Annotated in this window: 14 protein-coding genes and 1 pseudogene; 5 read left to right on the plus strand and 10 right to left on the minus strand. The window is 73.4% G+C overall.

The window, feature by feature from the left end; genetic code table 11:
* From Q9S36_RS39870 to Q9S36_RS39890, 5 genes and pseudogenes are all read right to left on the minus strand, one after another.
* Positions 1-355, minus strand: a pseudogene (locus tag Q9S36_RS39870) (urate oxidase); the annotation flags it as partial.
* Between the two features lie 4 nt (positions 356-359).
* Positions 360-1,625 (minus strand): DUF6986 family protein, encoded by a 1,266-nt coding sequence (locus tag Q9S36_RS39875; protein WP_311290286.1) that lies wholly within the window; start codon positions 1,623-1,625, stop codon positions 360-362.
* A gap of 20 nt (positions 1,626-1,645) precedes the next feature.
* Positions 1,646-1,966 carry a hypothetical protein gene (locus Q9S36_RS39880; RefSeq protein WP_311290287.1) on the minus strand — a complete coding sequence of 107 codons (321 nt, stop codon included), beginning with the start codon at positions 1,964-1,966 and terminating at the stop codon, positions 1,646-1,648.
* A gap of 22 nt (positions 1,967-1,988) precedes the next feature.
* Complete coding sequence (locus Q9S36_RS39885; RefSeq protein ID WP_311290288.1) at positions 1,989-3,701, minus strand: sodium:solute symporter family protein; 1,713 nt, start codon at positions 3,699-3,701, stop codon at positions 1,989-1,991.
* Positions 3,702-3,790: 89 nt separating this feature from the next.
* Positions 3,791-4,174, minus strand: coding sequence for a VOC family protein (locus Q9S36_RS39890; protein WP_311290289.1), 384 nt, complete (start codon positions 4,172-4,174; stop codon positions 3,791-3,793).
* A gap of 424 nt (positions 4,175-4,598) precedes the next feature.
* Between Q9S36_RS39890 and Q9S36_RS39895 the strand changes: the two genes are divergently transcribed.
* The 4 genes from Q9S36_RS39895 to Q9S36_RS39910 all read left to right on the plus strand — a co-directional run bounded on the left by Q9S36_RS39895 (position 4,599) and on the right by Q9S36_RS39910 (position 7,373).
* Positions 4,599-6,002 carry a hypothetical protein gene (locus Q9S36_RS39895; RefSeq protein ID WP_311290290.1) on the plus strand — a complete coding sequence of 468 codons (1,404 nt, stop codon included), beginning with the start codon at positions 4,599-4,601 and terminating at the stop codon, positions 6,000-6,002.
* A 104-nt stretch (positions 6,003-6,106) separates the two neighbouring features.
* Positions 6,107-6,454, plus strand: a complete 348-nt coding sequence (locus Q9S36_RS39900; RefSeq protein WP_311290291.1) for an HIT domain-containing protein — start codon at positions 6,107-6,109, stop codon at positions 6,452-6,454.
* A 34-nt stretch (positions 6,455-6,488) separates the two neighbouring features.
* Positions 6,489-6,860 carry a nuclear transport factor 2 family protein gene (locus Q9S36_RS39905; RefSeq protein WP_311290292.1) on the plus strand — a complete coding sequence of 124 codons (372 nt, stop codon included), beginning with the start codon at positions 6,489-6,491 and terminating at the stop codon, positions 6,858-6,860.
* 9 nt (positions 6,861-6,869) lie between these two features.
* Positions 6,870-7,373, plus strand: a complete 504-nt coding sequence (locus Q9S36_RS39910) for a GNAT family N-acetyltransferase (RefSeq protein ID WP_311290293.1) — start codon at positions 6,870-6,872, stop codon at positions 7,371-7,373.
* Between the two features lie 17 nt (positions 7,374-7,390).
* Here the strand turns inward: Q9S36_RS39910 and Q9S36_RS39915 are convergent, their stop codons facing one another.
* The 3 genes from Q9S36_RS39915 to Q9S36_RS39925 are packed head-to-tail and all read right to left on the minus strand — an operon-like array spanning position 7,391 to position 9,011.
* A complete protein-coding gene (locus tag Q9S36_RS39915) occupies positions 7,391-8,422 on the minus strand; it encodes an SIS domain-containing protein (protein WP_311290294.1) in 1,032 nt (343 codons plus the stop codon).
* A gap of 20 nt (positions 8,423-8,442) precedes the next feature.
* On the minus strand, positions 8,443-8,607 hold the full coding sequence (locus tag Q9S36_RS39920; RefSeq protein WP_311290295.1) for a Trm112 family protein: 165 nt from the start codon (positions 8,605-8,607) through the stop codon (positions 8,443-8,445).
* A 41-nt stretch (positions 8,608-8,648) separates the two neighbouring features.
* Positions 8,649-9,011, minus strand: coding sequence for a DUF3499 domain-containing protein (locus Q9S36_RS39925; RefSeq protein ID WP_311290296.1), 363 nt, complete (start codon positions 9,009-9,011; stop codon positions 8,649-8,651).
* A 49-nt stretch (positions 9,012-9,060) separates the two neighbouring features.
* Here Q9S36_RS39925 and Q9S36_RS39930 point away from each other — a divergent pair, with 49 nt between their 5' ends.
* The gene (locus Q9S36_RS39930; protein WP_311290297.1) at positions 9,061-9,513 is read left to right on the plus strand and encodes a metallopeptidase family protein; all 453 of its coding nucleotides are present in this window, start codon (positions 9,061-9,063) and stop codon (positions 9,511-9,513) included.
* Positions 9,514-9,526: 13 nt separating this feature from the next.
* Here the strand turns inward: Q9S36_RS39930 and Q9S36_RS39935 are convergent, their stop codons facing one another.
* Positions 9,527-10,930, minus strand: a complete 1,404-nt coding sequence (locus tag Q9S36_RS39935) for a DUF5719 family protein (RefSeq protein WP_311290298.1) — start codon at positions 10,928-10,930, stop codon at positions 9,527-9,529.
* Positions 10,923-13,814, minus strand: a complete 2,892-nt coding sequence (locus tag Q9S36_RS39940) for a glycosyltransferase family 2 protein (RefSeq protein WP_311290299.1) — start codon at positions 13,812-13,814, stop codon at positions 10,923-10,925. Before Q9S36_RS39940 ends, Q9S36_RS39935 begins: the two co-directional genes overlap by 8 nt.
* Between the last annotated feature and the right edge of the window lie 39 nt (positions 13,815-13,853).

Below are 13,853 nucleotides of genomic sequence, written 5' to 3' on the forward strand. Positions count from 1 at the left end.
CGTGGTCGTGGCCCGAGCCGTCGACCTGGATGCGGTCCCAGGCGTGCTCCTCGACCCGGACGTGCGCCCCCTCGGCGGCCGGCGTGGCCTCGAGCAGGCGGCGCCCGAGGGCCATCGCGTAGTCCTCCGGGGAGCTGACGCCGTGCTGCTTGGCGTAGGCGAAGGCGGTGTTCTTCTGGGTGTCGGTCGGCAGCACCTGCGACTGGTCGCCGTCGGTGTGCGCCGCGGCGAAGTCACCGCGGAGCGCGGTCGTGACGTTGAGGTCGCGGATCTCGTGGCGCGGGGTGTCGCGCACGATCCGGACCACGCGCGTCTCCGCCTTGCCGTACTGGTTCGGCCCCAGGACGATCCCCATCGGCTCAGCCTGCCTCTCCCCCGGCGCGGTGCGCCAGTGCCGCCAGGGCCCGCGTGTCGAGCCCGGTCGCCTCGTGGACCTCCGCCACCGCCAGCGCACCGCAGTCGAGGCCGCGCAGCAGGACGTCGGCGAGCGCCCGCGCGGTGGCGGGCTCGTCGAGGACGCCGGAGTCCCGGCGCTCGACGTAGGTGCGCAGCCGCGCGGCGGCGGCCGCCCAGCCCTCGCGGTAGAACGCGAACGTGGCCGCGAAGCGCGTCGGCAGCTGGGCCGGGTGCAGGTCCCAGCCCTGGTAGTAGCCCCGCTCCAGCGAGCGGCGCACGAGCCGGAGGTGGGTGGCCCACGCGGACCTCACCTCGTCGGCGCTGCCGACCGGCAGCACGTTGGTGGAGCCGTCGGAGAGGCGTACGCCGGTGCCCGCTGCGGCCGCCTGCATGACCGCCTTGGCGTGGTCGGCGACCGGGTGCTCGAGGCTCTGCTGCGCAGCGGCGATCCCGCAGTAGGCGCTGTAGTCGTAGGTGCCGTAGTGCAGGCCGGTGCAGCGGCCGTCCGAGGCGTGCACCATCCGCGCGACGAGCGCGGTGCCGTCGGGGCCGAGGATCGACTGCGGGGTCTCCACCTGGATCTCGAACCGCAGCGACCGTTCCGGCAGGCCCAGCGCCGGCTCCAGGCGGCCGGCGGCGTGGACGAGGGCCTCCACCTGCTCGACCGCGGTCACCTTCGGCAGGGTGACCACGAAGCCCCTCGGGAGCGGCCCGTCCTCGGCGAGGCGCTCGAGGACGAGCGCGAGGGTGCGCACCCCGCGGTGCCGGGTCGGCGCCTCGAGGCTTTTGAACCGGATGCCGGTGCCCGCCGGCGCGGTGCCGCTCGCGACCGCGGCCCGCAGCTCGTCGGCGGCCCGGAGGGCGTCGCGGTCCTCCTCGTCGTCGGGGCGGTTGCCGTAGCCGTCCTCGAGGTCGATGCGCAGGTCCTCGACCGGCTCGGTCTCGAGCTTGGCGCGGACCCGGGCGAGGAGGTCGTCCCCCTGCGACGGGCCGAGCAGGTCGAGCAGCGTGCCCTCGTGCTCCTCCGTGGCACGGAGCGCGGTGGCGCCGTGGTCCTCCACGAGGCGGGCGTGGAAGCGGTCCGCCGGGACGTAGACGGTGTGCACCGGCTGGCGGCCCGGGCGGGCGCCCGGGTAGTGGCGGGCGAGGGCGGCGTCGGTCGCGCCGAGCCGCTCGTCGAGCTCGGCGGTGAGCGCGTCGAGGTCGAGGCCGGGCACCGGGCTCTCCATGCGGAGACCCTAGACCCGCGTCAGTGTGCCGGGGGGCGCTTGCGTGTCGGTGCCGGACGCGTCGGGTCGTCGTCGGGCCGGTCCACGTCGGTGGGGACGACGATCGGCCGGAGCCGGGCCCAGCCGATGAAGAGGACCGCGACGACGACGAGGGCGAGGCCGGTCCAGAGGTTGGCGTTCACGTCGCCGGTCTTCTCCAGCTCCGGGTCGCCGAAGACGCCGGCGAGCGCCAGGATCACGCCGTACACGCCCATCAGCGCGCCGATGATGTTGCGGATGTCGAAGGCGCCTGCCTTGTGGGGGGCTGTCGTGCCGGTGCCGGTGTCGGTGTTCTCGGACATGGTTGCTCCTCTCGGGTCAGGCTCAGAAGGCGAAGTTGAGGGCGACGACCAGCGCCAGCGCGATGCCGGCCAGCGGGATCGTGCGCCGGTACCAGGGATAGGACGCCTCGTCCGGGTCGACGAGGTCCTCCTTCGGCGTCTCGGAGTAGACCAGGCCCTTCAGCTCGGACGCCGGCTTGGGCTTCGTCACCAGCGAGACGATGACGCTCAGCACGATGTCGACCACGAACGCCGTCGAGGCGGCCAGGAAGGCAGCCCCCTGACCGGGCAGGTCGATCACGCCCGCCGCCGCGAGCCGGTCGACGGCGATGGCGGACAGCGTGCCGAACACGAGACCCACCCATCCCGCCGTCGGGGTCATCCGCTTCCAGAACATGCCGAGGATGAACGTCGCGAAGAGTGGCGCGTTGAAGAACCCGAACAGCGTCTGGAGGTAGTTCATGACGTTGTCGTAGCCCATGGCGATCTGCGCGGTGAAGATCGCGATCACGGTGGCGGCCACGGTCGCCAGGCGACCGATGCGCAGGTAGTAGTCGTCGGTGTGGTCCTTGCGGATGTAGCGCTGCCAGAGGTCGTAGGAGAAGACGGTGTTGAAGGCCGAGATGTTGGCCGCCATGCCGGCCATGAAGGCGGCCAGCAGGCCGGCGATCGCCAGGCCGAGCAGTCCGTTGGGCAGGACGTCGCGCATCAGCAGGAGCAGGGCGTCGTTGTAGGTGACGTCGCCGGAGGCCCCGCCCGACGGTGTGCCGCCTCCCTTGAGGTCGATCATCTCCTTCACCAGGACGGCCGAGATCATGCCGGGCACGATCACGATGAACGGGATGAACATCTTCGGGAAGGCGCCGATGATCGGCGTCTTGCGCGCCGACGAGATCGAGTTCGACGCCATCGCGCGCTGGACCTCGACGAAGTTGGTCGTCCAGTAGCCGAAAGACAGCACGAAGCCCAGGCCGAACACGATGCCGATCACGGACAGCAGGCCGGAGTCGAAGCCGGCCAGCGCCTGCCCCGGCCAGGAGTTCAGCTGCTGCTCGGCGGACGCGACCTCGGCGCTGGCGGGCGTGCTGCTGGCGGCCTCGGTGATCTTGTCGGTGAGCCCGCCCCAGCCGCCGACCCGGTTGAGCCCGATGAGGGTCAGCGGCGTCAGTGCAGCCACGATGACGAAGAACTGGAGCACCTCGTTGTAGATCGCCGCGCTCAGGCCGCCGAGGGTGATGTAGGACAGCACGATCACGGCGGCGACGATCAGGGCGATCCAGGTCGGCCAGCCGAGGAGTGCGCTCACGATGCCCGCCAGCAGGGCCAGGTTGACCCCCGCGATGAGGAGCTGCGCGACCGCGAAGCTGACCGCGTTGACCAGGTGGGCCCCGGTGCCGAAGCGCCGGAACATGAACTCCGGGACCGAGCGGACCTTGGAGCCGTAGTAGAACGGCATCATCACGACACCGAGGAACAGCATCGCCGGGACCGCGCCCACCCAGAAGTAGTGGACCGTCGGCAGGCCGATCTCCGCACCGTTGGCGGACATGCCCATGATCTCGACCGCGCCGAGGTTGGCGGAGATGAACGCCAGGCCGGTCACCCACGCCGGCAGCGAGCGCCCGGAGAGGAAGAAGTCGATGGAGTCCGAGACCGATCGTCGCGCCATCACACCGATGCCGAGGACGAAGGCGAAGTAGATCGCCACGAGCAGGTAGTCGAGCCAGGATGCGTCGATCAGGGTGTCGGACGACACGCGTACCTCCCGAGAGTCGGGGCGAGATTCAGTTGGGCCACAGTCAACCTAGACCTGCCGGCCGCTCGGCGCGACCACCCCTCCGGGCATCAGTCCCCGACGACGACCTCCACCTCGACGCCCTCGGAGCTCTCCAGGTAGAGCGCGACGTGCTCGTCACCACCGGCGTGCGGGTAGCGGTCGGCGTACATCTCGTGCCAGCCGTGCTCGGTCGACTCGGCACGCATCCGGTCCAGCTCTTCGCGCGTCTCGACGATGATCGCGAGGTGGTTGATGCCCGGCAGCAGCCGGTCGTGCGCGCCGTGCTGGTCGGGCGAGTGCTCCATGAAGAGGTACGTCCCGTCCGGGTGCACCCACGACCGCATCCCCTCCTCGCGCTGCCACCCGCACCGCGCCAGCAACCATCCCCACTCCCCCTCGGCGGTCTCGACGTCGTCGACCCACATGTCGAGGTGGTGCAGCGCTCGGGGCATGGAGTCAACCTAGCCGCGCCGTCGCCGGCCGAGGACTCCTCACCGGTCGCCGAGGAGGGACGGAGTCCCGTCACGAGACCCGTTCGCTCCGCCCCTCTCGGCGGTTGAGGTGCGAGCGAGCCTTCCCTCGGTGGTTGAGGTGCGAGCGCAGCGAGCCTCGAAACCACGCCGTGGCCGGTGGTTGAGGTGCGAGCGCAGCGAGCCTCGAAACCACGCCGTGGCCGGTGGTTGAGGTGCGAGCGCAGCGAGCCTCGGTGGTTGAGGTGCGAGCGACCCGCTCTCGGTGGTTGAGGTGCGAGCGCAGCGAGCCTCGAAACCGCACCCTGGCCGGTGGACGACGAGGGGCGGAGTCGCGTTACCAAGCCCTTTCCACAGCGCGGCCAGATCGCGGCGACTGTCAGTCCCAGCGAATATAATCGAACACATGAGCGAGATGCTGGAACAGGAGATCGGGAGGGTCGCAGACGACCTCTCGGCCCCGGACCTGCTCGCTCTGGCTCGCGATCGCAAGGCCGCCGAGCATCGGGCGGCCGCCGACCTGCTCGTGGTCGCCGCCTCCTGGGCGGACCTGCACCCGCCGGAGTCGATCCACTCGGCGGCGACGTTCGCGGTCGCGGGGTGTGAGCACGAGGAGCCCATTGCGGGAGACGGCGCCCCGTTGGTGGCGGAGTTCTGCGTCGCTGAGCTCGGCGCCGTCCTGGGGATCTCATCGACGGGTGCGAAGAAGCTCATCGGTCACGCCTTGGAGCTGCGGCACCGGCTCCCGCGGCTGTGGGCGCAGGTGCAGGCGGGGGTGGTGCCGGCCTGGCGGGCCCGGTCGGTCGCGGAGGTCACCATCCACACCACACCGGCCCTCACCCCCGAGGCAGCCGCATTCGTGGACGCCCAGGTCGCCGCGGTGGCCGGTCGGGTCGGTCCCGCACAGCTGGACCGGCTGGTCGCGGAGGCGATCAAGCGCTACGACCTCGCCACCGACGACCCGGCCAAGGATCCGGAGAACGGCCACCTGCACGTGGACCCGCAGCACGTGACCATCAACGACGAGGACGTGCACTTCGCCGGCACGATGCGCCTCGAGGCCGAGCTCGACATCGCCGACGCCCTCGACCTGGGAGCCGCGGTCGCTCATGGGGCGGAGGTGCAGAAGGCGCTGGGGTCGACCGAGTCCCTCGATGTCCGCCGGGCCAAGGCCCTCGGCGACCTGGCCCGCACCCAGACCGCCCTCGACCTCGCGACCGACACGACCACCGCCATCGCCACCGAACCGGACACCGCCGACCTGCCGCCGGCGCGCGAGGTCGCGATCCACGCCCACTTCGACGCGTCGACCGTCGGTGAGAGCACGGTGTTCGGACCGACCGGCCGGATCGAGGAAGGCCAGCGCCTCGTGTTGGTGGACCAGGTCAAGGCGTGGTGTGGCGACACCCGCACCCAGGTCACCATCAGACCGGTCATCGACCTCAACACCGAGCTCACCGCGTCGGGCTATGAGATCCCGGACCGGATCCGCGAACAGATCGCTCTGCGCGACCGCACGTGCGTGTTCCCGTGGTGCAGTCGACCCGCCAGACGAGCCGACGTCGACCACATCGTGGAGTACGACCACCACGCCGACGCCGAGGGCCGACCACAAGCAGGGCCAACGGCGACGTCGAATCTGGCCTGCTTGTGCCGGTCCCACCACCGGTTGAAGACCCACACCGCCTGGACCTACCGGGTGGTCGCGGCCGGAGTGTTCGAGTGGACCAGCCCGCACGGCCACCACTACCGGCGCGACCGCACCGGCACCAGCCCGATCGACGAGACCCCGCCACCCGACCGACCATGACCCCGCCCCGCACCCCGCCAGTCCCCACGATGGCGGGGCCACAAGCACGCCCGGCACTCGACGTGACCACCGCCAGACGGGCGCTTGCTGCCATGATCGCGCCCATGAGCGAGGCCTATGCCGGCGACGACTTCTACTGCGACGTCGCGATCCCGCGAGCGCTGCCGCTGGAGGTGGTGCACGAGGACGAGCTGGTGCTGGCCTACCACCACACCCGTCCGTTCTGGGAGGTCCACGTCGTCGCGGTGCCGAAGCGGCACCTCTCCTCGTTCACGACGGTCACTGCCGAGGACGAGGCCGACGTACGAGCGCTGCTGGCGGTCGTCCAGCGCATCGCCCGGCAGGTCGAGCAGCAGCACGGCGCGGCGGCGGTCCTCACGAACCTCGGCCGCTACCAGGACTCCAAGCACCTCCATGTCCACGTGCACTCCGGCCGACAGGTCCAGGGCTGACCCGGCTGTCGGAGGTGGCCGACACACTGGAGTGATGGACGCCGCTGCCCTCCTGACCCGCCTCGCCGAGGTGATCGACGCGCACGAGTGGGACGCCCTGCCCGGGCTCCTGCACCCCGGCTTCGCGTGCCGGCTGGTGCACACCGGTGAGGTGTTCGACCGCGACCAGTGGGTGCGGCTCAACGCCGACTACCCCGGCTTCGAGCGCATGCACGCCGAGGACCTCGTCGCCGACGGCGACCGGGGCGTGCTGCGGGCACGGGTGACCGGCACGGGCGCCGACGGCCGGGCCCTCGAGTTCGCGGTGGCGAGCTTCGCGACCGTGCGCGACGACCTCCTCGCCGAGCTGGTCGAGGTCTGGACCGACGTCGACCAGGTCCCACCGCCGGGCACGCGGCCGGTCTAGCCTGAGCCGGTGCTGCCCGAGCCCACCGCGCGCCTCAGCTTCCGCCGGATGCAGATGTCGGACGTCGACGACATCACCGCGATGCTCGTCGCGTTCGACCCGATGCGCGGCGACCGCCCACCCAGCACCCGCGACGACGCGGTCCGGTGGATCGACTGGCAGGAGCGCAACCACGCCGAGCACGACTTCGGGCTGTGGGTGGTCGAGACGCACGACGGGGACTTCGTCGGCGACTGCGGCCTCACGGTGCAGGACGTCGAGGGCACCCCGCACGTCGAGGTGGGCTACCACCTCCTGCCCGACCAGCGCGGCCACGGCTACGCCACGGAGGCGGCGCGCGCGGTCCGCGACTGCGCTTCGGCCCACGGCGTCGAGCACCTCGTCGCGATCATCCGCCCGGACAACGCGCCGTCCCAGGCAGTGGCCCGGCGGCTCGGCATGGAGGTCGAGCGGACGGCGTACGTCCACGGCACCGACGCGCTGGTGTTCGGGATGCGGTTCGCCCGCTCCTAGGCCCGAGGGGCCACGCGTCAGTCCTCGACGAGCCCGATGCGGAGGTACTCCGCGGCATAGGTGCCGGTGAGCAGCAGCGAGGCGTAGCGCGCCACCTCGGCGTCGGCGTCGGTCTCGACCGTCTCGACGCGCACGCCGTGGCGAGCCGCGGCGGCCTTGAGGTCGCCGGTCTGCTCGCGCACGACGGGGTCGTCGGAGCGGTCGTCGAGGATCAGCAGCAGCGGCCGCAGGTCGCCGCCCTCGTCGGCGAACGGGTCGGCGAACACGTCGTGCTGCTTGGCCGCCTCGATGACCGGCAGCAGGTGCTCGGCGTCGCCGGCGATGGCCGAGCGCCCGGAGGTGCGGCGCAGCGACTCGGCGAGGCGACGTGCAGCCCGGGCGGCGAGCACGGAGCCGCCCCACACGAGGGGGTTGGTGTCGGCCATCGCGATGGCCAGCATCTTGGCGGGGTTCACCGCCAGGTCGCGGTGGGGCGAGCAGTTGGTCGCGACCTCGTCGAGGGAGGCGGCGACGGACTCGGCGTCGGCGTGCGGACCGAGGTGGACGTGGGCGAGGTAGTCGAGCACCACGACCGCGGTGGCGAGCTGGTCACCGGTGACGGTCGGCAGCACGGTGACGTGGCGCCCGGCGGCGTGCTCGGCGACCAGCGACCGCGCGGGGCACGCGACGACGACCTGCGCGCCGCGGCGTACGGCTTCGGCGACCGCGGACGCGGACCCGTGGTCGTTGCCCTCGGGGGCGAGCATCACGACCAGGTCGAGCGAGCCGGCCCAGCCGGGCAGCCCGGGGTTGGGCCACGCCACGAACGGGACCGGGCACCACGGCTCGAGCACGGCGCGCAGCAGGCGCGAGTCCGGTCCCGCGGCGATCACCGCACGCGGCCGGGCCTCGTCACGTCCGCGTGCGATCAGCTCCGCGATCGGCCCCGCGGCCTCGTGCGCCTCGCGGCGCACGCGGGCGCCGCTCTCGGCCAGCGTGCGCAACCGCAGGTCGACGGTCTGCAGCACCCCCGCGTCGTCGAGCCGCGCCTCGTCGAACCAGGTCGCCACGGCGAACTCCCTCCGTCCGGTCAGGCGGGCTTGCGGGCCTCGTCGACCAGCAGCACCGGGATGTCGTCGCGGACGGGGTAGGCGTTGCCGCACCCCTGGCAGACGAGCTCGTCGGCCTGCTCGGCGAGGGTGCCGTGGCAGGCCGGGCAGACGATGATGCTCATGAGCTGCGCGTCGATGTTCACGACCCGAATCCTAGGACAGACCCGACGGACGCGGACGGCGGTCAGTCGGTGGGCGTGAGGACCCGCAGGTGTCCGCGCTTCGCGCCCCGGCTCGGGTCGTCCGTGGAGTGCAGCGGGACCGGCGCCGGTGCCGGGCGGGCCGCCTCGCGCACCGCGTCGGCGAGGGCGAGGAGGTCGTCGCTGCTCGGGCCCTGGGCCTTGGGGTCCTGCGCGAGGCGGAGCACCTCCCAGCCGCGCGGGGCGGACAGGCGCTCGCTGTGCAGCTCGCACAGGTCGTAGGCGTGGGGCTCGGCGTACGTCGCCAGGGGGCCCAGCACGGCGGTCTGGTCGGCGTAGACGTAGGTCAGCGTGTTGACCGCAGGACGGCCACACGCCGTACGCGAACAACGACGGGCAAGGCTCACGGCGCCGACGCTACCCGCCGGACGCACGCCGGGCGCTTAGGCTCGCGGCGTGGATGAAGGCGTGCACCCCGCGACGGGCCAGGAGCCGCGCCGGCGCACCCGCGACCGTCGCGGCCGCGGCATGCGCGGACCCGGCGTGGTGCCGGACTGGCCGGGGACCCCGGCGCTGCGCACGGCGCGGCAGAAGTTCGACCAGCTGGTCCTCGACGTGGTCACCCCGCTCGACGAGAAGTGGCAGCGCCACCTCGGCCTCGTCGAGTACGCCGTCGAGGACGCGCCGATGCTGCCCGACGACTGGGGCGACGAGACCGTGCCCCTGTCCTCGCTGGTGCGCGGCAAGGGGGCGTCGCCGACCCGGCTGGTCATCTTCCGTCGTCCGATCGAGCACCGTGCGACCAACCGCGACGAGCTCGAGGCGATGGTGCACACCGTCGTCGTCGAACAGCTCGCCGAGCTGCTCGGGATCGCGCCGGGACAGGTGGACGAGCGCTACACCGACTGACCCGGCGGGGCGCTCAGCGCTGGGCCGGCCGGACGTCGGCGACCTGGCTGGTCGTCTGCAGCTGCTCGAGCGGCAGGTAGGACAGGCCGTCGTCGCTGGCCTCGACCGACACGACCGCCCCGGTGCGGTCGAGGCGCACGAGCGCGAGCACCGCGTCGTCGGGCAGGTTGACCCGGGCGGCGGTCGCGGGGTCGACCTCGACGCGCCGCTCGCGCACCGCGACCTCGCCGTCCTCGTCCCAGGCCTGCACCGTGACCACGCCGGGCGCCGTCGCGCCGGCGAGCAGGAGGCGCTTGGCACCGGCCGGCAGGGCGACCCCGGTCTCGGAGTCGACGGTGGCGCCCGCGACGGCGAACGCGAGGTCGTTCGAGGTCCGGCTGCGCAGGCTCGCGGTCACCGGTCCCGTCGCCTCGAGCCGCAGGCCCTGGACACCGGCGGCGCGCTTGCCGCGCAGGACGCCGCTCAGGTCGACCTCGCTGACCGAGGCAGGGGTGAGGGTGATCTCCTCGACGCCGGAGGGCGCGAACTCGCTGTCGCCGCTGACGAGCTCGAGCGCGACCCGCACCTCGCTGTCGCCGGGGTTCGCGAGGGTGAGGGTCCGGTCGGCGGGCGCGGCGCCGACCCCGACGACGTACGACGTCGCGGCGGGCGCGGCCTGCGCGGGGAGCCACTCGCGCACGGGCTTCGCGCGCCCGAGCGGGTCGACCAGGTCGACCACGCTCGCAGCCAGGCGGCCCCGCGAGACGGCGACCCGGAGGGCGAGCGCGTCACGGCTGGGGGTCACCTCGGACAGGTCGAAGCTCGCCGAGCCACCGCCGGGCACGCGGACGCCGCGCAGCGCCGGCACGTCGACGACGCCGCTGCCGTCCCACACGGTCACGTCGGCCACGGCCGGTCCCTTGTCCGGGTTGACCAGCGTCAGGGTCGAGGTGTGCTCGGCGGAGGCCCCCACGCCGGTGAACCAGCGCTCCGGGGCGGGCTGGTCGCAGCGCACGGCGGAGCCCGCGCCCGCGCGCGTGACGACCAGGCCGGGCGCCAGGTCGCCGGTGCCGTGGACCACGACCGGGGCGCGCTCGGTGCGGGCCGCGACGCCGGACTCGAGGGCCACGGTGGCGTCCTCGCGCCCGACGCGGAGGGCGAGCTCACCCGAGGCCAGCGCGGTGTTGCCGAGACGGATGTCGTCGGCTCCGGGCAGCCGCGCAGGGCAGACCGCGGTGGTGCGGTCGAGCGGGGCCGCGGTGGGTGGGTGGGTGGTCGCGGCGGGCTCGGCCGGACGAACCAGCGCGAGCGCCGCGACGGTCAGCAGCGGGATGGCGACCGCGAGGAGGCTCAGGGCCGAGGGGCGGCGCCGTGCGTCCTCGGCGACGCGCCGCCGGCCGCCCGGCCGCGGGGTCGAGGTGGGGGTGGGGTCAGCCATCGCGCCTGCTCCTCCCCTGCCGGACCGTCGGTGCCGCGAGCACCAGCGCGACGATGAGTGCCGCTCCCTGCACGACGAGGAGCAGGACCCGCCACCACGAGCCGTCGCCCTCGAGGGCGGAGGCGTCGAGGGGGCGGTCGACGTGCCAGGCGCGGGTGCTGCGGTCCTCTGCACTGGCCTGGTCCAGGCCGGCCGTGGCGTCGAGGAGCGCGGAGATCCGGCCGTCGGCGGGCGAGCTGAGGACGACGTACTCGATCCCGCGCGCGCCGAGCTCGGCCACGACGCCGGGGGTGGGTGCGGAGACGAGCGCCTTGACGTCCGCGGTCAGCTCGCCGTCCTCGTCGGCGAGGGTGAGGATCTCGTCCTCGCCGAGGGTCGTGCCGTCGTCGCGGCGGATCCGGTAGGTGATGCCGTCGTCGACGGAGCCGTCGAGGACGAGCACGCCGTGCTCCTCGCCGAGCAGCGAGCTCTGCTGCATGTAGACCGGGACTGCCTGCTCGGCGTCGCGCGCCATCGCGTTGTCGGGGGTGCCGAGCCACCAGGCGAGGCCGCCGACCGGGACGGCTGCTGCGACGACTGCGAGCCCGATCGCCAGGGCGCGCTGCCACCACGGGTGGTGCACATCGAGGCGGCGGAGGTAGGCGTCGGCGCCCAGCACGACCGCGACGACCGAGGTGCCCTGGAGGATCACCACGAACAGGCCCAGGCTGGGGCGCGTGGTGACGGCGGGCAGGTCGAGGGTGACGTGCGAGAGCGCACCCGACACCAGGGCCGCGGCCAGCGCGACCAACCAGCAGATCACCACCGCGACGCGCGTGCGGCGCGGCACCAGCGCGGCGAACGCCAGCAGGCCCAGCACCACGCCCGGCCACAGGGGCGCGCCGAGGTCGTTGAGCCGGCCGGTGAGCAGGCCGACGAAGGTCACCTGGTCGACGGTGAGCCGCCCCGCCTCCAGCAGCAGGCCCGACGCCGAGCCGGTGGTCAGCAGGGGCAGCAGCCACGGCGCCAGCAGCACCGGTGTCGCCGCCACCGCGACGACCGGCGGGCCCCAGCTGTCGCGCTCCTTCAGCAGGCGCGGGGAGATGATCGCGGCGCCGCCGAGCACCACTGCGGTGGCGAGCAGCGCGAAGAGCCAGAACCCGGGCACGAAGGCGGCGCCGAGCGCCACCAGCAGGGCGGTGCGCCAGGCGGCGCGCCAGCGCCGGTCGCGGTCGGGGTCGACGAAGCCGAGGGCGGCGTGGGCCGCCCAGGGCAGCAGCGCGGCGACCGCGACGGTGCCGAAGCGTCCCTCGCCCCAGGCGCCGGACGTCACCGGGACCAGGGCGTAGGTCAACGCTCCCCACACGACCAGCCAGCGGGGCAGGCCGAGCGGGTCGACGAGGTGGCCCACGACCTTCAGCAGCCGCCACGCGCCCCACGCGGCGACCGGCACGGCCAGCAGCATCAGGCCCGACACCACCGCGCCGGTCTGGCCCAGCAGGACCGACGCCGCGATCGCGAACGGCAGGACGTACGCCGGCGCGGGGACGTCGGTCCCGGTGCCGAGCGGGTGCCACGACGACGTGTGCAGGCGCCACCAGTCGCCCGCGGCCTCCGGTACCGGGGACAGCGCCCCGCCGGTGATGGAGCCGAAGGCCTCCCGGCCGGCGACCAGCGCCAGCACGCCGAACAGGACGAGCACCACGGCGATCGGGTTGGTGAAGAAGCGGGCCACCAGCCCGGTGTCGGTGAGGTAGGCGTCCTCGTCGTCCTCCGCGGCCGCCCGGCGCTGCTCCTGCGCCGGAGCCGCGCCGGGCGCCTTGGCCAGGCGCCGGCGCTCGGCCACGTCCGCCGCCTGGCTCGTGGCGGCCGAGGCCAGGTCGGTGACGAAGTCGAGGCCGTGCCGGTAGGGCAGCCACGCCGGCGCCAGCAGGTGGCGTACGTCGGCGGGCTCGCCCGCGCGTCGCTGCGCCCGCTCGCGGCGAGCGGCGCGCACCTGGCCGGGTCGGCCGTGGACCGACAGGACGGCGGCGAGCTCGTCGAGCGCCTCCCCCACCGATCTCACCGCGAGGTAGCCCACGACCCGCAGCAGCGAGCCGAGGAAGAGCCGGACGTACTGCCACGGCAGCGCCCGCGAGGACACGTTGGCCAGCGAGGTGAAGATCGCCGCGCGACGCTCCTGGTAGTGCGTGTGGCGGCCGGTGATCGGCGTACGACGCACGCCACGGTGCGCCGCCTCGGCGTGGAAGACCACGGCCTGGGGCACCACGAACGTGCGGTGCCCGGCCAGGGCGGCACGCCACCCGAAGTCGATGTCGTTGCCGAAGATCGGCAGCTCCTCGTCCAGACCACCGAGGGCCTCCAGCACCCGGCGTCGGACCAGCATGCCCGCGGTGTTGACCGCGAGCACCTCGCGCACGGCGTCGTGCTGGCCCTGGTCGTACTCGCCGCGCTCCAGACCGGTCTCGCGGTGGCCGGTGCCGGAGATGGTCAGGCCGACCTCGAGCAACCGGCGCAGCGAGGGCCACTCGCGCAGCTTCGGTCCGAGGATCGCGGCCCCGGGGTGCTCGCGGGCTGCCGCGAGGAGCTCGGCGAGCGCGGTCGGTGCGGGGTTGCTGTCGTCGTGCAGCAGCCAGACCCACTCGTCGTCGTCGACGGTGGGGACCAGGTCGAGGCCGTGGCGGACCGCGGCGGGGTAGCTCGTCGAGCCGGGGACCACGTCGACGACCACACGGTCGGACGGTCCGCCCAGCGCCGCGCGCACGAGCTCGACGCTGTCGTCGCGGCTCGTGGTGTCGACGGCCACGACGCGGTCCACCGGGAGGGTCTGCCCGGTCAGACCAGCGAGAACTGCTGGGAGCCAACGCGCCCCGTCATGGCTGACGAGTAGCGCGGTGACAGTCACCGGAGCACCTTAGCGAGGCGCTCCATGCCGCCAAAAACC

The sequence above is a fragment of the Microbacterium sp. ARD31 genome, from assembly GCF_031844425.1.

Coding starts and splice junctions, on each gene's coding strand:
- Q9S36_RS39900 (WP_311290291.1), top strand. CDS start 6,107: ATGAGCGAGGCCTATGCCGGCGACGACTTCTACTGCGACGTCGCGATC.
- Q9S36_RS39890 (WP_311290289.1), bottom strand. CDS start 4,174: ATGCCCCGAGCGCTGCACCACCTCGACATGTGGGTCGACGACGTCGAG.
- Q9S36_RS39905 (WP_311290292.1), top strand. CDS start 6,489: ATGGACGCCGCTGCCCTCCTGACCCGCCTCGCCGAGGTGATCGACGCG.
- Q9S36_RS39895 (WP_311290290.1), top strand. CDS start 4,599: ATGAGCGAGATGCTGGAACAGGAGATCGGGAGGGTCGCAGACGACCTC.
- Q9S36_RS39875 (WP_311290286.1), bottom strand. CDS start 1,625: ATGGAGAGCCCGGTGCCCGGCCTCGACCTCGACGCGCTCACCGCCGAG.
- Q9S36_RS39935 (WP_311290298.1), bottom strand. CDS start 10,930: ATGGCTGACCCCACCCCCACCTCGACCCCGCGGCCGGGCGGCCGGCGG.
- Q9S36_RS39880 (WP_311290287.1), bottom strand. CDS start 1,966: ATGTCCGAGAACACCGACACCGGCACCGGCACGACAGCCCCCCACAAG.